Raw genomic sequence first — 19,131 nt, forward strand, 5'->3', positions numbered from 1 at the left:
ACCTCACGCTAGGCGGATTGCTCGGCGTTGCCCAGGGTGTTGGCGGTGCGATTGCCTGACGGCTTCTCGCGGCGGGATGGACGAGCACGGCTGTTGGTCGGGCCGTTCCCATGAAGCGGCAGCTGCGGTGTTCACTCGTGCGGAGATTGATGCCGTTAGGTTTTCTTCGTGTCCGAACTGAACCTCCCCGAACCAGCGAACTGGTCCAAAGCAGACAAACGCGCGGTGTGGGCGGGACTCGCCGTGTCCGCGGGCATGGTCTACTTCGTTGTCCTGGCGCTCCTTGCCGGTCTGCGCGGCAACTACTTGACGACGGTTTTGATTTTCGGCTTCATCACATTTCCAGTCCTGATGACGGCTGCGCTTCTCATGGCCGCAGCAGGCAAGACGCAGACGCGAACCTCCAGCGACGCAACCGGGTTCACCGTGTGGCCGGATAGGCGGTTCGGCATGCTGTATTTGACGGGACTCGCGACGTTCGGCCCTTCGGCACTGCTGCTCGCGTTCTTCATACCGCGCGGCGTGATCGACATTCCGATGTCGCGAGGGCTCCAGATCTTCTCGCCCCCGCTGTTCATGGCAGCGGCGATCGTCGCGGTCGTCGGTCTGATCAGCTGGAGGCGGCGCGGCGGAGTCGGATGCCTCAAATTCAGTCCGGCCATGGTTGAGATCGCCGATGTGATCAAAACCAGAGCGGTGGAATGGGATGACATTGTCGACGTCAAGGATCATTCGGAAGCCAAGGACAGCAAAAATGCCGGCAGGTCGGTGGTGTTGTGCCTGCGTGACGGCAGCGAGAACGTTATCGGTGGCCTGAACCTTTATGTCCCGACGGGCGTTGCGCTGTACTGGTTGGTCCGGCATTACTGGCGACATCCCGAAGATCGGATGGAGCTGGTGGACTCGCGGGCTCCAGAGCGATTGCGCAACAGTCGTTTCGACCTCACGTAGCGGGAAGAGATGCCGCGGTGTGGGGGCGCGGCCTTCCCCGGCCAGGAGAGATCAATTGAAGTCGGTGCTGCCGGCCACGGCGTGCGTCGTGCTGATGAGCTTTGCGTAGCAATGATCCCGATCGAAGCCGTAGGTGCGGCACCAGGCCAACGCGCCGCTCGCATCGGGAAAAGAGATCGGCGCGATGGTGACCCAGAAGTTGGGCGCGTCGAAGGTCGACCAGTCGCCCGACCACAGCAGCTTGGCGTCATACTGCTGCCGCAACCGCAGATGCTCCGCCAACGTCAACGCGTTGTCCCACACAACACCTTCATCGACGACACCCGGCCGCTTCGAACTCAGCTGCGGCACCCACCGATCCGCGCCGTCGGCACTGACAACGCCGTGGTCATCGAGGGAGATCTGACGTAGCTGCGCCGCACTCGACACTTCGGGGTTGCGGGCTGCCGTCTGGGTGTACGACGGGGCGGGTGGCGTCGTCGGCGCCGGCACCGTCTTGTACACGGTCGTGCCGGGCACTGAAATGCTCGGTGCCGGGGCGAGTGTCGACGTGGGCGACGAATTGTTGTCCGGCGCCGGATTTTTCGGGATGAGGAGTCCGATGACAACTCCCACTACACCCAGCAGAAGCGCACCCGCCAGCCCGACGACTGCCCACGGCAGCACCGATTGCCGGTGACGGCTGCCGGTGTCGAAGGCGTCGGGATGGGTGGCGTGGGGCGAAACATTCGGAGCCGTCATGGTTTCGGCGCTGGCTGCGGTCGCTTCGTCACTCGTGGTTACCGCTCGCCGCGCGGCGCGACCCAACGCGCCGGCGCTGCCGTAGCGATCGTCGGGTTCCTTGGCCATGCCACGGGCGATGACCGCATCCAGCGCGGTGGGAAGTCCCCGACGAGCTGCACTCGGCCGTGGTGGCGGGCTGGAGAGATGAGCTGCGATCAGCTGTTCGTGGCTGTGCGTGGGGAAGGGGGTATCGGCGGTCAGTGCCTCATAGAGCACACACGCCAGCGAGTAGGTGTCGACGGCGGGTGAGCATCGGCCGTCACCGAACCGCTCCGGCGCCATATAGCTGAATGAGCCGATCCGCATGTCTGTTTGGGTGAGGCGCGAATCGCCTTGGGCCTGGGCGATGCCGAAATCGAGCAGGTAGGCGAAGTCGTTGGGGGTCACGATGATGTTCTGCGGCTTGACATCGCGGTGGATCAGCCCCTGAGCATGGGCGGCATCGAGTGCGGCGGCAATCTGCTCGACGATCGACACTGCCTGCAGCGGGTTCAACGGACCGGCGCGGAGCAGGTCGTGCAACGTTTGCCCGCGGACCAGCCGCATGTCGATGTACAGGTTTCCGTCGATCTCGCCCCAGTCGTGAATGGGCACGACGTGGGGCTCTTCGAGGCCTGCTGCCACGCGCGACTCACGGAGGAACCGGGTCCGGAATTGTTCGTTGTCCGCATACTCGGTGCGGAGGATCTTCAGCGCGACGGTCCGGCCCTTGTCGACGTCGACGGCCTCGTATACCTCGCCCATGCCGCCGCGGCCGAGCAGCGCGGTCAGCTCGTACTTTCCGAAACGGCCGCCCACGCGCGGGTTGTTCTCGACCATCCTGTGCCTCCTCGACTGGCGAACAGGCGAACGTAGCGCGGGGTGCTGACAAGTTTATTCACCGGACGGAGTTCCGTAGCGGGAATTTGCTCATAGATCGGTGCCGGACCCGACGTGGGGCCCGATAGCGGATTGCGGCCGACGTACCCGGCGCGTCACCATGGCGATATGGCCGGTTTCGTGACCGTCCGGGCCTACGCCGAGCTCAACGATTTCCTGGACGTTGACTCGCGCGGTCGAGCCGTGCACCGGCCCTGCCAAAGTCATCAGACGGTCAAAGATGTGCTGGAAGCCATGGGCATCCCGCACACCGAGATCGACCTGATTCTGGTCAACGGGGATCCGGTGGGCTTCGAGCACCGGCCGACAACCGGCGACCGCGTCGCGGTGTTTCCGATGTTCGAGGCACTCGACATCGGTCCCACGGCGCGGTTACGGCCGGAACCGTTGCGGGATCCGCGGTTCGTGGTTGACGTCAACCTCGGTCGGCTGGCGCGGTTGCTGCGGGTGCTGGGTTTCGATGTGTGGTGGCGCAACGATGCCGATGATCACACGCTGGCCGACGTCAGCCTGGACCAGCAGCGGACCCTGCTGACGCGAGACCGTGGTCTGTTGAAGCGTCGCGCCATCACCCATGGTTTGTTCGTCCACTCCCAGCAACCCGAGGAACAGACGCTGGAGGTGATGCGTCGGCTGGATCTGCGGCGGCAGGTCACACCGTTCACCCGGTGCCTGCGGTGCAACGGCACGTTGACCGCGGTGGACAAGGAGCAGGTGCTCGACCGCCTGGAGCCGTTGACGCGGCAGTACTACGACGAATTCAGTCAGTGCCCATGCTGCGGTCAGATCTACTGGGCAGGAACGCATTTCGAACGCTTGTCTGGGCTGGTCGACAAGCTGCTTGCGCGACTTTGATCAGCTTCGAACCAGGAGAGAACCATCATCGGGTCCTTGGCGGTGAGCACCGCCGACGTAGCCGTCGCCATGATCGTGCGCGCGTCGTCCGCGAGCGCGACGCCGGGATGCCTCGTGGGAATTCTTGGGTAGCCAGGAGCGACCCGAGATCGTGCTGCCCGACGAGGCGAGCCACCTCGGGTCGGCGGTCGCACCAGTTCAGAACGTGGGGGACGGGGTTGTACTGAGAACACGGCCGCGGGTGGGTACCCCTACTTCAGTGTCGAACGTTGGGGGAAGGAGATGACGATGACGAAAGTCCTGATGGTGATCTCGGCGGCTGACCACTGGACGCTCAGGGATGGAACGGTGCATCCGTCCGGGTATTGGGCCGAGGAGGTCGCCCGCCCACACCAGATTTTCACCGCGGCGGGATGGGACATCACGGTGGCGACGCCGGGCGGCAAGGCGCCGACGCTGGACAAACTCAGCCTCGGGTTCGCCGGTGGTCTGCCGTGGAAGCGCCGCGAGGTGAAGCGCTATCTGGACAGCATCGCCAATGTGTTGGCTCATCCCGTCGCGCTCGACACCGTGAACGACGACGACTTCGACGTGGTGTTCTATCCAGGTGGCCACGGTCCGATGGAGGACCTCGCCTACGATCCGGTCTCCGGGGCTCTGTTGGCGCACCGGCTGGCGACGGATAAACCACTCGCCTTGCTGTGCCATGCGCCGGCGGCGATCCTGGCCGCTGCTCGGCCGGACGGGACCTCGCCGTTCACCGGGCGGCGCATGACCGGGTTTTCCAACAACGAGGAGCTGCTCAACGGCTTCGCCAGAAAGGCGCCATGGCTGTTGGAGGACCGACTGAAAGAGGCCGGCGTCGACTACTCCAAGGCGCTGATTCCGCTACGTCCGCATGTCGTGGTCGACGGCAACCTCTACACCGGGCAGAACCCACAGTCCTCGGAGAAGTTGGCGGAGCGGCTGGTGGCGGACGTGAAAGCGGGCGTTGGGTGATGCCTGCTTGGAGCCAGTGCGGCGTCGACACCGATGGGATCCGTCTGGGTGGCAGGTGCGCTTGAAGCTCGTCAATCTCCCTGGCGACTCCTGGTCGGTATGAGAGCCAATCTGGGGTTGTCGATCGAACGCAATTTGCCATTTGCTGGGAGTCGGTAACCGTAATCACTGACGAGTTCAGCACGTGTGTGCTGCCAAGCGGTGTGCGCAGATACAGACGGTCGCATGCGGCATCATGAAACTTTACGGAAAGCGATGATGGCAGGCGTATTGACCATTGTGGGTCGCGAAGGTGCCGGTCTCCGCGGGGTGGCAGATGGCCGTCCAAAACCATTGCCAGGCTATTCACAGGTTCATTTGTAGGATCTTGAAAAGGCGATTGCCGCGGTCCGCGACGGACTGGCACGCCTTTAGACAGGGGATTGATTCAACGCCACGGGGGGCGGCTATGGCAGACCTACAGGTGACACCGGATGTATTGGGGCAGGTGTCAACGGAGTTCGAGTCGGCGGCACAGCAGCTGCGGGAGAGTTTGAGTTCGCTCGATCGTGAGATCGCGCAGATGCTCGGACCGAGTTGGTCTGGGAGTGCCGCCTCGGCGTATGACGCAGTGTGGCGCGAGTGGCATGAAGGCTCTTCGAAGGTGCATCAGGGATTGGCGATGATGTCTGATTTGTTGATCGCGGCTGCCGCCCGATACGCGGAGACCGATCGGGATGGCGGGGCGGCCATCGCCGGGTCGGGGTCATAAGCATGGGGGCCTTCAAGGTGGATCCGGCGGTGCTGCTGGCTGCCGCCGATCGGATGGCGCAGTTCGAGCAGCACATGGAACAAACGCTGGCGCAGTTGGCGGCCGTCGAACATCAACTGGGCGCGACGTGGGACGGTGAGGGTGGGCGCGCACAAGCCGCCGCTCAACAGCAGTGGGCCGAGGGCGCAGCCGAGATGCGACAGGCACTGGCCCATTTGCGGGTGATCGCCGAGGGCGCACATGAGAACTATCACGGTGCTGCGCAAATGAATCTGCGCAACTGGGGTTAGTCGGTGGGGGGTTATGAGGTCGACCCGGAGCGCTTGGCTGCCTCCGGGAAAGAGGTTGGCGCGCAAGGGGACGTGCTGATCAATGCGCTGGATGCCCTGGATTCTGCCTTGGCTGGCTCGGGCATGATGTGCGGCACCGACGCCATGGGAATGGCGTTTTTCATGGACTACCGCAAGGGTGGGCAGGGCGTGATTTCGGCCGTCGAATCGGCGGTAAACGCCTTTCGCAATGTCGGCTACGGCGTGGAGGTGTCCGCGCACAACTACGCGGTCAGCGATGCGGTCTCGACCGTCGGGGGTAGTCGCGAATCGGTTCCCGTCCCGGCCGAACCGACCAAGTACTCGGCGTCTGGCGTAGCAGGGCAGTCAGGCGCGGAGATCCCGGAGCCCAGTTTGTGGGCGGTGGTCGAACCATTCATCAGTAGAGCGTGGCCGAACGGCAATCCGGACACCATGCACACCGCTGCCGGTGCGTGGCGGGCGCTCGGCACGGCGATATCGGGTGCGGCGGACGATGCCGGCGGCTGTCTGTCGAGCGTCTCTGGTCACGACATTCCTGAGTTGATGCACATCACCGATGCCTTGAACACGTTGACGACCGGCACCAGTGGCCTGGCTGGGAAGTGCACTTCGATTGCTGAAATGTTGGAATCGTTTGCTGGCGAGGTACAGAGCTCGCAGGACGCGATCCGCGATCTATTGCACCGGCTGAGTGTCTCCGGGATCGTCAGCCAGATCGGAAGACTTTTCACCGGCCATAACCCGATCGATGACCTCAAACAGATCGGCCACGACATCTCAGAGATCTTGCACACCCTGAGTGGAGAATTGGACGCCACGGCTTCTGGCTTCCAGGTCGTGATCGATGGGATGGACGGCCTGGTCCGCAAGTTCGAGGAATGGGACCGAAAAGAGTTCACTCGCTTCTTCGGTGATCAAGTAGGCAACAAGCTGGCCGACGGCGTCAACGCGTACGCGGATATCGAAGAGGGCGTGGCGAAGTCGGTCCTCGAAGTCGGGGAATCGGTGCCGGCTATGCTGGCGCACCCAGTAGACACCGTCAAAGGTGTCTGGGAAATAGACAAGAACTTGGCCGAGTTTTTCAATCCGCTGGGGCCGATGTTCGACGCGCAAGGGCAGAAGGAAGCAGGCGACCATCTCCTCGATGTCGTCAAAGGTGTTGTTGATACCAAGGATTGGTCAAGCGACCGCCCTTTGGTCGGGTTGGGTGACAACCTCGGCAACATCGCCCAGGTATTGATCCCCGGTGTCGGGGAGGCCAAGGCCGGCGTGACGGCCGGAAAGTTGGGCGAGGAGGGCGCTCAGGTGGCCCGGGCCGAAGGCAAAGTCGCGCGGAGTGGGCTGGAGGCGCTCGGCAAAACCAGTGGAGAAGAGATTGGCGGCCAGGCCGCGAAGATCGGCAAGGATCTCGATGGGCTGGGCGCTCATCCGTTGGAGACTCCCAAGGCTCCCGAACCCATCACACGGCCGGCAGAAGCTGGACCTGCGCCATCGACGCACCCCGGTGATGGCGCCGCGGCGGCGAACAACGGCGCCGGAAAGGCCCCCGTCGACGCGGGTGCGCGGCCCGGCGGGGAGCCAGCTCCCGGTTCGCATGGGCCCGGTCTGGCACCGCATCCCGGTGAGCCGCAAGCGGGCCCGTCCCACAGCGCAGAACCCGCGCCGCATAACGGACGTGCGGAACCCTCGACGGGCGGTCACGAGCCTGGAGAATTACAGGCCGGCACGTCCCAGGGTGACGGGCCGCGTACACCGGTACCGGCACATGCCTCAACCGGCGAAGCCGCGCCCGGCAGCTCGGCCCCGCACGATGTGCCCGCTCCTCGGGAGTTGGCTGAAGCGCATAGCGGTGGTTCGCACAGTGGTGGTCACGGAGGGGCTTCGCCTAGTGGTGGTGACCATCAGCTCACCCATGATCCGGGCGACCACTCGTCTCCGGGAGATTCGGTGCCGACCACTGATGTTGGACACCAATCTGCCGCGCTAGGTTCACCTACTACGTATGCGCCAGAAGCGCCTGCAGTGGCGGCGGAGCTAAACAGCGCGTTTACGAGCGGACACTCGACGGCTGACCTCTCCCGTCAAGTAGCAGACTTGTCGACACACCATTTCGGTGACGCTGACCGAGTTGTTCTGGGCAAGTGGGATGGTCAAGACGGCGGTTACATAGGCGAGGCCAGGCACCACGGTGGAATTTTTTTCGATACGGGAGGCGATGCGTGGAACGCGATGGAGCAAGGGCTCAGCGACGCGCAGTCAAAGGTCTTGGGGTGGCAGGTCAACGAGCAGTTCCTCCGCACCCAGATGGAGAATCACGTGGCGCGGATTGAATACGTGTTACCAGAGGGATTCAGCAGCGTCGACGAAGTTGCTCGGGTACGGCGGGAAACTTTTTCAGCGATGGAGATCAATTTTTTGAATGACAATGCCGCAAAGTTTGGGTACCAACGGGTGGGCAATTCGTGGGTCTATCAGGGAGGGAAGTGATCGTGAGCGTTGGTGACGTTGAAAAATATCTGGGATCCACAATTGCAAATCTAGGTTTTACCCTGGATAGGGTCGACGACTCCATAACATATGGTGAAAGGCCAGCTTGGGCGGTTTACTACCGAGCTCCCGATTGCAAATTGCAGGTTTGTTGGTCAGCGCGTGAAGGTGGTGTTGACTTCATGCTGGCTTCGATCGAGGCAGCCGATGAGTTTGGATTGGCGAGCAGATCAAAGGGCTGGGAGTACATGTTGATGTTGAGTAGCTCGGACGACGGACTGCAGACTCCTTCTCTCGAAGCGAGCGAGGAGGTGTGGTGGGGATGGCGGAAAGCTCTCCTACTCGCCCACATCGATGAAGCTCGTACTGTGCTCTCGCTTGGTCGCTGAATCAAATTGACGCCACGCGCACTCGATGAGCCTCAACGAAGTTGGCGATTACGTTGAATTCGTGATGCGTGATCGCCACCCGGAAGTTACGGTGAAATCTCTTGAGTGTATCAGCAATTATTTTACCTATTGACGCGGTAAATGGACCGCCGGTCATTTAAGGCGGGAGAGCTGGATGTGGATCCGGATAAAACGAATACGCTTTCAAATTTCCCTTCAACTCGGAATCAGGTGCCGCGGTAAGTCGGGCGAGTCGGCCTTCACGCTGCCAGCAGTCCTACCGATATCGGTGTCCGCGTGGTACCGAGAATTTCACGGCCAAACGGGGGCGGCGGTGTCGTAGTACTTCGTAGTACTCGGTGAAGCCAGCGAAGAGTCAGGCGCGGCGCCCGGGCGCCGACATCTTTGTCGGAGTTGAAGAGAATCCCGGAGAGGGGAAGCGAAGCCCTTAGGTGCGAACCGGTGATCGTCTATTCCGCCTGGGCGGTTCACCCCACATGCGTCATGAAGCTAGGGTCGTGCCGTGACCGATGACGAAGCATTGGACTCGTTACTTGGTGCGTTGTCGAAGACGCGCGTTCCGGTGGAAAATCACGGATTCATCCGACAGTTCACTACTGCCATCGGCATTGTCGAGTACCGCGCTGTCGAGCGGTCGGACAAGCCGTACGTCATCGCGACGCGGAGCGACGGCCGGCCCGACCTCCACATCCATTACGGGTTCACGAATGGTTTCATTTCTGAAGAGGAGATTGTCCGCGTCGCAGGCAGCGGGGTTGGCCGTGCGCCGAGTTCACGCAAGGGAACGTGGTACATCGAGCACCCAGTCACCCGCGTGCACCATGGGGCTGAGCGGCCGCGCGACGTCCGACGCACAGCGGGGTTCTGCCGTTGCGGGATGCAATTGTCCGTCACTGGTGTTTGCGGCAACTGCGATTAGTAGACCGAAAATCGGTCAATCCGGAGGGGCTTGCCGAGCGTGAAAGACGATGCCGATCGTGCAGCTCCTCGCTGGGCGATGCTCGAAGGCGCCAAACGTAGGGGATCTGCGCAGAGTTGTGCTTGCCCTCAAGCGCTGTGATGTTCCGGATAAGCTTCCCCGTATGACGTCGGCATCGTGGAATGTCCAGCCTGGCGAGACGCTGATCAGGGGCGATATTCATCGCATCTACGGCGGCAATCCGCAAGCGGGGATCAGTCGTTCGGGTGCTACGCCAAACGTGATCGTGTACTCCGATCCGGCGAAGGCTGCCGACAACGGTTACGACTTCGACGGTTGGGATGCCAGCGACGGCGTCTTCTACTACACCGGTGAGGGCAAGACCGGTGATCAGAAGATGGACCGCGGTAACCGCGCCATCGCCGACCACCGCGCAGACGGATATGCGCTGCGCCTCTTTCTCGCCATTGGAAATAAGCCCGGTTCGCAGACCCGCATCCAGCGCTACCTTGGGGAATTCGAGGTCGATCTGGAGCGGCCATACGAGATCCGGACAGCCCCCGGCACGGACGGAGCGCTCCGGAAGGTTTTCGTGTTTCGCTTGAGGCCTGTCGGCCGGGTTGTGACCGAGAAGGTGCATACGCGCGCACTCTGAGGCGACGGTCTCGGTAGCCGCTCGCTCAGGATGTCGCCCGCCGTGTCGGGGATGCGAGGCACGCTTACCGGCCACTTATCTGGTAGCTGAGATTCACATTTTCGTCCGAAAATGCCGGCGTCATGTTATCTGGTGGCTGGCCGCTCGAGCCGGGCTCATTGACGGGAACTCTTGCGTACTGCAAGTGATCTTGATTTCCGTACCCTACTGAGATGCGGTGGCGCCCACCAGGCGTGCGGAGGAATGTGTCCGGTGCGGACGCCAGCCATCCAGTTCAGCCGGGTGTAAGCGGCGTAATACCGGCACGCGGAGGGGGCAGTCAGCACGCCTGAGATGGAAACGAGAATTGAAGCGGAGGGTGTGTGCTGAGTTGTCGGAGCCGGAGGTCATAATCATCGCTAATTGACACAAGTGACGGTCAGCACAAATCACGTCCCTTGTGATCGGGTTTTAACACGAAGGGCGCGCGATGGCTGCTGAGCAGGAAACCGAGAACGAGCGTTTGGTGAGCCGGGCGGTCAAACTCTTCACCTTCCTCGGCCGCGCTCAGCAGCTGTTGGTCAAGCCAGTCCGCACGGTAGACAAGTTCGAGAACGCCATGTGGTTCGCCGACCTGCCTGACCATGACGCCATCCATTCGGCGCATCGCGTCGCCGAGCTCACACCCGATACGCCGATCCTCACCGTGGACCGGGTGGCCAAGCTCGATCCGCCGCCGCTGCCGCACGAGCTGATCGTCTGGGTCGATGGCGCGATCGATGACACGGAGAAGGAGCCGACACTTCGCGAGGCCATCTTCCGTGAGGAGCCCGTTCCTGCGGAGGAACGCCAGGACGGCGCGCCGAAGGTGGTGAACCGCCGCATCGATATTGCCGAGCATCCCGGGGTCAGCGAAGCCTTCGATGCCTGGCTGACCGATTGGCGGCTGTGGGCGGACCGGGAACGCCGCGACGCCGCGGTCCGCGAGGTCTACAAGGACCTGTTCGCGGTCCACTTGAAGGCCGCCGATCACAGCGAAGAGTTCGAGCTGGTCCTCGGCGTGGGTTGTCTGGCCTGGCGGCCCGACAACCATGATCAGGTGCAGCGTCACGTCGCCACCGCGCCGATCGCGATTAGCTTCGATGAGAACTCCGGCCGCCTGACGGTGACGCAGGTCAGCGCACCCGATGCCGTGTCGATCGAGGTTGACATGTTGGACGCGGCACTGATTTCCAGTCCGGCCAAACTCGACGAAATCAAGGTGCTGGCCGCCGAGTACGACGGGCATCTGCTCGACCAGCCAGCGATTGGCGAGATCTGCCGTCGCCTGATTCATCGTCTCGACGCTGATGCGCAGTATGACGAAGACGCCGTACAGGCGCCGTCAGGCCCCAGCCCACGCGGAGCATTCGCGCCAGCAATTATCCTGCGGCGTCGCACCAACCGCGGCATGGTGCAGATCTACGAGCAGATCGTTACGCAGATCCAGCAGGCCGGGGAGGTGCCGAAGGGCATCCTGCCGCTGGTTGACCCCAACCGCCAACCCGAGCCGGAACTGAGCACAGATGTGCAGGGTGCGGTGGTCACCGTCGATGACGAAGACTTCCTGCCGCTACCGGTGAACGACAAGCAGCGCCAGATTATCGAGCGGGTCGACAGCCGTGCCCAGACCGTCGTCCAGGGTCCACCTGGAACCGGGAAGACCCACACCGCAGCGGCTTTGGTGTCCCATTTGCTCGCCCAGGGCAAACGCGTGCTGATCACTGCGCACACCGACCGGGCACTGAAGGAGGTCCGCGGCAAGCTGCCGCGCGAGATTCAATCGCTGGCGGTCGCAGTCATCGGCCAATCGCGGTCTGACATGGCCGACCTGCGCACCGCGGTCGACAACATCTCGCGGCGGGCAGACGATTTCGACCCCGCCGATTCCCAGCGTTCGATCGCCCGGCACCTCAGCAGGATCGATGACCTGCGCCGTCAGCGGGCCGCGCTGCGCGACCGTCTGCTCAAGGTTCGCCGGCAGGAGGTGGAACCGCGCACCGACGGACCTGCCCAGGGCACGCTGGCGGCTATCGCCTACGGCCATTTGCAGCACGAGGCCGACTACGAGTGGATCCGCGCTTTTGAGGTCGACCCGGCCGGCGCCGGGACGACGGTGTCGACCGAGGAGATTCAGCGGTGGCGCGCCGTGCTACGCGACCAGGACGTGACTGCGAACGAACCGGAAGCGACCTCGACGCTGCCCGACGCGGCATCGCTGACGACGCCGGAAGACTTCGCCAACCTCGTTGCCGCCGAACAGCAGGCCGCAGTCCGCAAGGACCAGTTCGGCGAACTTCTCAGCCACGAGTCGTTTGGTTTTGTCCGGTCTCTGACCACAGCGCTGCGAGATGAGTTGCGCGCCAGAGTGTCCAATCTGGCGGAGCAGGCCGGCAATCTCGAGCGTCGGCAGGAAGCGTGGATGAATGACGCTCTGCACGACGTGCGCAGCGGTCGCCACCAGACCTGGGTGGCACGGTCGACGCAGGTCAAGTCATTGGCCGAAACGGCCGCAGCCCTCACTCGCCGAATCGGCCCCACCACCTCAGTGGTCGTTGCCGACGGCGACTTCGGCGTGCATCAGCAGGTCGCGAAATCCCTGCTCGCCCATGTTGAGTCGGGCAGCGGCATCAAGACCCGCCCGGACGGATCGCCGAAGATCGGTGCCTTCACGTCCAAGACAGTGAAGCTTGCCGAACCGTTTTTCGCGGCGGTCAAGATCAACGACCTGCCCGCGACCACCAAGGAACAGCTGGCCACCTTTATTGATTGGGTTGACGCCAGCCGCACCGTGGCCGCGTTGGATCAGGCCTGGCCGGTCAATGTTCTGATTCCCCAGGAGGACACCCTCGACGAAAAGATCCAGTGGCATGTCACGGAGGTGGCCCAGTTGGACAAGGTTCTGGCGTTGGGCGACCAGCTTGAGGTCGAGCGGCAATGGTTCCAAGCCAACAACCTGCCGGTACCGGACTGGAACAAGCTCGAAGACATTCGCCGCTACGCCGACCTGGTGGAGGCCGCCACGGCGGCCGACGACGCGGGGGTCGCGGCCACGCCGGTGGAACGGCTGTACCAGTATCTGCGTAGTCAGGCGCAACTTCCCACGCCGCCGCCGATCACGATGGAGTTGGTGGCCGCAGTCCGCGACCGGGACGTCGATGGCTACGCGGCCGCGCACGCGCGTCTGCATCATCTCTACGACGTGGCCCGGGCGGTCGCTGACCGCGACCGGATCCGACACGAGCTGGACCGCTCTGCATCGATGTTGGCGAGTGCGATCGCCGCCGATCCGGCGGCAGCGGAATGGGATTCCCGGTTGGGTGCCTACGAGCAGGCCTGGCAGTGGGAAATGACTGGACGTTGGATCCTCGCCCAGGACAGCGAGGACGCTAACGCGTTGAAGGTCAGCCTGAATGCGATCGAGGACCAGATCCGCAGTGAGGTCGAGCACCTTGCCGCTGAGCGAGCTTGGGGCCATGCCGTCGCCCCCGACCGGCTGACCGGGGCGGCCCGGGCGAACCTCACCCAATACGCCCAGTTGGTATCCCGCCTGGGCAAGGGCACCGGCAAGTACGCCGCCAAGCAACGGGTGGCGATTGCCGAAGCGATGGATCGGTGCCGGCCATCCGTACCCGTGTGGATCATGCCGCTGTACCGCATCGCCGAGCAGGTACACGTCGAGCCCAACCTTTACGACGTGGTGATCGTCGATGAGGCATCGCAGGCCGGGCTGGAGGCGTCGTTCCTGCAGTACCTGGCTCCCAAGATGGTGGTGATCGGTGACGACAAGCAGGTGTCGCCGTCAGCGGTGGGTGTGGATCAACAGCAACTGCGCGACCTGGCCAACATGTACCTCAGCGATGACCCGTACCGAGAGTCCTGGCTAGACCCCAAGCGCAGCTACTTCGACGAGGCCAATATGCGCTTCGGTGGCCGGATCACGCTGACTGAGCACCGTCGGTGTGTGCCCGAGATCATCGGCTTCTCTAACCACATTGCGTATGAGCCGGAAGGCATTCGGTTGGTTCCGGTGCGCCAGTTCGGTGCCGAGCGGCTCGAACCCATCAAGGTGGTGTACCTGCCCGACGGGTACGAGGCGCCCAACAAGACGAACCTGGTTGAGGCCGAGGCGATCGTGGATCAGATCCGAAAGTGCTTGGTGGAACCGGAGTACGACGGAGCCACCTTCGGCGTGATCTCGCTGCTGGGCAAGGAACAGGCCAAGCTCATCGAGGGCAAGCTAATGGATGCGGTGCCGCCGGAAGAGTGGGCCGCTCGCGAGCTGCGCTGCGGAGACGCGTCGGACTTCCAAGGCTCCGAGCGGGACGTGATGTTCCTGTCCATGGTCAAGGCGCCTGAGGAAGGCAAGCGGATGGGCGTGCTGACCCAACAGCAGTACGTCCAGCGGTTCAACGTCGCGGCCTCACGGGCCAAAGATCAGATGTGGGTTTATCATTCGATGCCGCGCGAAGCGCTGACCAACTCCGAGTGCATGCGCTTTCAACTGCTCGACTACTGCTATGGCACCGCCGCCCGGTTGCGCAACGACGATGACAACGTGCTGAGCACGGCGGTGCCCGAGGATATTCGGGTTCCACCGTTCGACTCGCTGTTTGAGCAGCGGATCTTCAACCGACTCATCGACCGGGGATACACCGTCATGCCGCAGGTCGAGGCGATGGGCTACCGCATCGACATGGTGGTTACCGGCGCCAAAGGTCGGCTGGCGATCGAATGCGACGGCGACTTCTGGCATGGCCCAGAACAATACGAAGTCGATCTCGCACGGCAACGTGAACTCGAGCGGTGCGGTTGGGAGTTCCATCGCATCCGCGAGTCGGTGTTCTACGCGGATATGCCGGGAACTCTTCGGAGGCTGTGGGACACGCTGGACGAACTCGATATCCGGACTGCCGATTGGGTTGATCCTGACTTCGACGATGACGACGTAGATGACTCCGACGACGTAGTCGAGGTCCTTGAGGAGTACAGGGATATCAAATGGGACATGTCCACACGCGTTGATGACGAAAAAGTCGCGCCCTATGTCGTCCGCGGACTGTGGGTTCGGGAGGTGAGTGACGATCTGGACGAAATCGAAAAAATATGCAAACGAACTGAAGCCGACTGTTGGCTAGCGCCATCAGCAACAGCTGTTCGATGTCGAGCAAAAGGCGATGTCAGGAAACCACTCGACTTGCCGAAAATTGGACTTCACCGATGGGCGTGGTGCGTCGCAAACGGCTTTTCTCGACACCCTGTGCCTACGCATCTGATCCAAGTCCGTCGCCGCTGTGACAGCAAGAAGTGCTGCAATCCAGCACACCTCTATGCCAGTTCGCCAGGAAAGCAAGAACTCTCGCCAAGCGAGGCGGCGGCGGTTGTCAGGTCATGGATTTCGACATCTGCCACAACGGCAGAAGCGCATTCGCGGCCAGCGTCCCGATTGGTACTTGAAGACGACATCGAGTTTATTTCCACGCTGTGCCAGCGCGACAGTGACGGGTGTTGGATCGCACCGACCTCTGCAGCTGTCGCCTGCAGGCCGCAATCCGACGAGGGCGCCCAACGGCTGTTACCAGCGATGGCACCGCATCGCTGGACGTTCATGGTGGACCATGGATACTCACAGAAGCCCTTGCCGGGAAGGCTCTTTCAAGTGCGACGGCGATGCGGCAAGTCCGCATGTTGTAGACCTGACCACTTGTACTTGACAGCGCCTGACGGTCGTGAGATTGCGCCGAGTGAAGTGCAAGCGTGGCTGCAAGCCGGCGAGAAATCACAACGTGCAGCTGAAGAGCGCGCGAGCAAACCGTCGAATCACAACGGATCGACGCATGCAGCCGGGGACCATCCACGTGAAGTGGACATTAGTTCGAATCGCCAGAACCCAGATGTTTTCGATGCAGAGCAAGGTTCGATTGAGGCATACTGCAAACCTGATCACGCAGGTTGCTGGATCGCGCCAGCCGGGCACCGTCTGGTTGCGTGCAGGCCGAAGGGCGACTATCGAACCGAACGCTACTTGCCGCGGATGCCGCTCAATCACTGGGCGTGGCTGGTGGCTAACGGCAGGAGCGGTGGTCGGATTCCGGTGGAATTATTTGAGGTGAGGCAGCGGTGCTGGAAAACGCGGTGCTGTAAACCATCCCACCAATATCTGACAACCATCGATGGTGTTGAACTCACACCTGAAGAATTCGACAAGCTCGTGACCGCCACCGACGACAATGCGCGCGAAGAGGCAGTCGCAGATTGGGATGTAGCTGACGCGATAGGTGAAGCGCTCGCTCAGCTCGACCCGCGTGCGGTGGAGATCCTGCGCGAGCGATTCTTCGCCGATGATCGAGTGACTCTGGAGAAGCTCGGCGAACGGTACAACCTCACCCGCGAGCGGGTTCGTCAGGTTGAGGTGCAAGCACGCGGTGCGTTGATGGCCACGATCATCGAAGACGGGCAACTGGCAACGCTCGTCGCGCACGTGCGTGAGCTCATCGGATCGGTGCGGACGATCGAGGATCTTCTTGCCGTGATCCCTACGCTGGGCATCGAGATTGAGCGAGTGGGACAGCCTGCCTGGCGGGTGTTGGACCGGCTCGACGATGCGTACGAGATCAAGGATGGTTGGTGCGTTGCACCCACGATGGCTGCGGCGCTGGAGCTCACTCGAACTCAGTTGGCGGAGAGGGCGAACCAACACGGTGTTGTTCGGCTCGGGGATCTTGACCTAGTTCAATCAAGCCAGCCTGAGCAGCGTACTCAGCTCACTGCATCTTGGCTGACGCACTGCGGGTATGTCGTCCAAGACAACGTTGTCCTGACTCGCACGTCCTCGGTAGGCGACTACGCCGCGGCGCTCCTCTATCTAGAGGGTTCGCCGTTGAGCGCTCAGGAGATAGTCGGACGATTCGTTTTCGACCGCAGCCACACATCGCTTCGCAACGCCCTGGGTGCCGACGATCGATTCGAGCGTGTTGACCGTGATCGGTGGGCACTAAAGGACTGGGGACTGGAGGCGTACAACGGTATCCGGTCGATGATCCGCGAACTGGTTGAGCGTGGAAGTGGCCGTGCAAAGTTGGATGATGTTGTCGAGTACATCACCGCCCGATACAGCGTGAGTGGAAGCAGCGTGATTGCGTATGCGTCCGCCGCACCATTCACCACCAAGGCTGGCATCGTGCGGTTAGGTGAGGGGCGTACGGTACGCAGAACGCCCCAGCAGACTCGGCGACTGTTCCGACGTCCGGACGGGTGGGCGTTCCGCGTGCGCATCGGGACCGATCATCTTCGTGGTAGCGGTTTCGTGGCTCCGATGTCGGTCACGACGATTCTGGATCTAGCCCAGGGCGAGACGGTGCAACTTGATTCACGACTAGGGGCACAAGCTGTCGCCTGGACGGGACTTCAGCCACAATTCGGGACGATTCGACGGTTTTTGTTGGACGAGGCCGTGGCCGCTGGTACGGAGGCGTTCCTCGTGATTCGTGACGACCGTACGTTTAGCTTCGAGCAGGTACGTGAGTTGGTGAATGCCCCCCTCTCCGATGCCCTGGCACTCATCGGTGCGCAGCCAACGTCGGATCCGGAGCAGGCGCGCATTGCGTTCGCCACAGCGATCGGCCTACCCGAAACAGCTCCTGTCTCAAGCATCATCGGTGACTACCGCTCCCGGGGCGATGACGATATTGCCGACTTGCTGCTTGCTGTGAAGGAACGGCTGGAGACCAGCCATGTGCCGACCGACCGCCAGCCCAGCACCGATGTGGACGAGGTTCTGGACCTACTGTGACCGATTCAGCGCATGGGTTCCGGTCGCTGCCGCTGGGCGAGGAAGGCGGCGCGCCGTTGAATTTCGCCAGCCACTAAGAGCGGAGCGACGCCAGTGTTCTCGCGATGGCGGCGTACGGCACGCCCGTCGTCTCGGCGCCCCAGGACAGCCTGAGCGCACCGGCGATTCGTTCAGCTGGGAGCTGTGCTGCGGCGAGTACATGACTCGGTTCGTAGCTCTGAGACGTGCAAGCGGAGCCATTCGAGATGGCGACAATGTCCTTGAGAGCAACGATTGCAGCCTCAGAATCGATCCCTGGTACCGAGAAGTTGAGTGCGCTCGCGATGGTGCGTGAAGGATCTCCGTTGAGGACGATGCCGAGGGGCTCGAGGGCCTCTAACAGTTGTCGTTTGGTTTCTAGGCATGCGTGTGTTCGGTCGGAGGATTCCTCTGCCGCGACTTTCGCGGCCACGCCGAGTCCAGCGATGAGTGCGACGGGAAGAGTTCCAGGGCGAAGTCCGCGTTCTTGACCACCCCCGTGCATGAGTGGTTCAAGCGGCGGGCGTTTGAACCCCCGCCTACGAGTGATGAGTGCCCCTATGCCCTTAGGCGCACCAATCTTGTGTCCGGACAGTGACATTAGGTCAACGCGACGCTCGCGAAGTAGGTCAATCAGCTTGCCGAAGGCTTGTGCTGCGTCGACGTGAAAGTACGCTTCGTGATTTGCGAGTGCTGACGCGATCTCGTCGATCGGCTGGATTACGCCAGTTTCGTTGTTCACGGCCATCACGCTTACGAGCAGGGTGTCTTCGCGAACCGTCGCAGCAACTTGATCCGCCGAGACCCAGCCGCCCTCGTTTGGGGAGAGGAGCTCAACGTCAAATCCCTGCTTGCGCAGAACCTCTAGTGGCTCGAGCACTGCCTTGTGTTCGATCTGTGTCGAGACGATGTGGCGCTTGCCTGCGGTGATCCCATGCGCAGCAAGGCCGAGGATGGCGATGTTGTTGCTCTCGGTCGCGCCGCTGGTAAAGGTCACTTCATCGGGCTTTGCGGAGACAACTGCGGCGACTTCATTGCGAGCCCGGTTGACTCGTTCTTTGGCGATCTGTCCGTAGCTATGGGTCCGGCTACCTGCGTTCCCAAACTCACACGACAGGTAGGCCATCACCTCCTGCGCCGCCCTGTCGTCGACGGGAGTTGTGGCGTTGAAATCGAGGTAGACCGGTCGTGTCTGAGCCGTGCCAGCTGGCTCGGCGTGCTTGTCGGTGGCGATCGTTACCGTCATGGCAGCAGCGTAGCTCTCGGTACGGACAATTGTTCGGAACTGATTCTGCGTGTTGTT

At 62.2% G+C, this 19,131-nt stretch carries 12 protein-coding genes; 10 read left to right on the plus strand and 2 right to left on the minus strand.

What is annotated here, in order from left to right; translation table 11 throughout:
• Positions 1–168: 168 nt before the first annotated feature.
• Positions 169–951, plus strand: a complete 783-nt coding sequence (locus A5733_RS10010) for a hypothetical protein (protein ID WP_076240005.1) — start codon at positions 169–171, stop codon at positions 949–951.
• 51 nt (positions 952–1,002) lie between these two features.
• Here the strand turns inward: A5733_RS10010 and A5733_RS10015 are convergent, their stop codons facing one another.
• Positions 1,003–2,553 (minus strand): serine/threonine-protein kinase, encoded by a 1,551-nt coding sequence (locus tag A5733_RS10015; RefSeq protein WP_076240006.1) that lies wholly within the window; start codon positions 2,551–2,553, stop codon positions 1,003–1,005.
• Positions 2,554–2,721: 168 nt separating this feature from the next.
• Here A5733_RS10015 and A5733_RS10020 point away from each other — a divergent pair, with 168 nt between their 5' ends.
• From A5733_RS10020 to A5733_RS10060, 9 genes are all read left to right on the plus strand, one after another.
• The gene (locus tag A5733_RS10020; RefSeq protein ID WP_076240007.1) at positions 2,722–3,468 is read left to right on the plus strand and encodes a Mut7-C RNAse domain-containing protein; all 747 of its coding nucleotides are present in this window, start codon (positions 2,722–2,724) and stop codon (positions 3,466–3,468) included.
• Between the two features lie 288 nt (positions 3,469–3,756).
• On the plus strand, positions 3,757–4,467 hold the full coding sequence (locus A5733_RS10025) for a type 1 glutamine amidotransferase domain-containing protein (RefSeq protein ID WP_076240035.1): 711 nt from the start codon (positions 3,757–3,759) through the stop codon (positions 4,465–4,467).
• Positions 4,468–4,915: 448 nt separating this feature from the next.
• Positions 4,916–5,218 (plus strand): WXG100 family type VII secretion target, encoded by a 303-nt coding sequence (locus tag A5733_RS26780; protein ID WP_076240008.1) that lies wholly within the window; start codon positions 4,916–4,918, stop codon positions 5,216–5,218.
• A 2-nt stretch (positions 5,219–5,220) separates the two neighbouring features.
• Positions 5,221–5,508 (plus strand): WXG100 family type VII secretion target, encoded by a 288-nt coding sequence (locus tag A5733_RS10035; RefSeq protein ID WP_076240009.1) that lies wholly within the window; start codon positions 5,221–5,223, stop codon positions 5,506–5,508.
• Between the two features lie 72 nt (positions 5,509–5,580).
• Entirely contained in the window at positions 5,581–8,016 is a 2,436-nt protein-coding gene (locus tag A5733_RS27700) for a hypothetical protein (RefSeq protein ID WP_198938764.1), read from the plus strand.
• 2 nt (positions 8,017–8,018) lie between these two features.
• Entirely contained in the window at positions 8,019–8,405 is a 387-nt protein-coding gene (locus A5733_RS27060) for a hypothetical protein (RefSeq protein WP_142253901.1), read from the plus strand.
• 523 nt (positions 8,406–8,928) lie between these two features.
• Positions 8,929–9,345, plus strand: a complete 417-nt coding sequence (locus A5733_RS10050) for a hypothetical protein (protein WP_076240012.1) — start codon at positions 8,929–8,931, stop codon at positions 9,343–9,345.
• A gap of 163 nt (positions 9,346–9,508) precedes the next feature.
• Entirely contained in the window at positions 9,509–10,000 is a 492-nt protein-coding gene (locus A5733_RS10055; protein WP_142253902.1) for a hypothetical protein, read from the plus strand.
• A gap of 469 nt (positions 10,001–10,469) precedes the next feature.
• Positions 10,470–17,810, plus strand: a complete 7,341-nt coding sequence (locus A5733_RS10060; RefSeq protein ID WP_076240014.1) for an AAA domain-containing protein — start codon at positions 10,470–10,472, stop codon at positions 17,808–17,810.
• Between the two features lie 73 nt (positions 17,811–17,883).
• Here A5733_RS10060 and dndA read toward each other — a convergent pair whose 3' ends face one another.
• The gene (gene dndA / locus A5733_RS10065) at positions 17,884–19,074 is read right to left on the minus strand and encodes a cysteine desulfurase DndA (RefSeq protein ID WP_076240015.1); all 1,191 of its coding nucleotides are present in this window, start codon (positions 19,072–19,074) and stop codon (positions 17,884–17,886) included.
• Positions 19,075–19,131 lie beyond the last annotated feature (57 nt).

It is taken from the genome of Mycobacterium sp. NS-7484 (assembly GCF_001953975.1).
Lineage (GTDB): Bacteria > Actinomycetota > Actinomycetes > Mycobacteriales > Mycobacteriaceae > Mycobacterium.

Excerpts from the sequence above, each read along its gene's own strand:
- A5733_RS10015 (WP_076240006.1), bottom strand. The coding sequence starts at position 2,553 with ATGGTCGAGAACAACCCGCGCGTGGGCGGCCGTTTCGGAAAGTACGAG.
- A5733_RS10020 (WP_076240007.1), top strand. The coding sequence starts at position 2,722 with ATGGCCGGTTTCGTGACCGTCCGGGCCTACGCCGAGCTCAACGATTTC.
- A5733_RS10025 (WP_076240035.1), top strand. The coding sequence starts at position 3,757 with ATGACGAAAGTCCTGATGGTGATCTCGGCGGCTGACCACTGGACGCTC.
- A5733_RS26780 (WP_076240008.1), top strand. The coding sequence starts at position 4,916 with ATGGCAGACCTACAGGTGACACCGGATGTATTGGGGCAGGTGTCAACG.
- A5733_RS10035 (WP_076240009.1), top strand. The coding sequence starts at position 5,221 with ATGGGGGCCTTCAAGGTGGATCCGGCGGTGCTGCTGGCTGCCGCCGAT.
- A5733_RS10055 (WP_142253902.1), top strand. The coding sequence starts at position 9,509 with ATGACGTCGGCATCGTGGAATGTCCAGCCTGGCGAGACGCTGATCAGG.
- A5733_RS10060 (WP_076240014.1), top strand. The coding sequence starts at position 10,470 with ATGGCTGCTGAGCAGGAAACCGAGAACGAGCGTTTGGTGAGCCGGGCG.
- dndA (WP_076240015.1), bottom strand. The coding sequence starts at position 19,074 with ATGACGGTAACGATCGCCACCGACAAGCACGCCGAGCCAGCTGGCACG.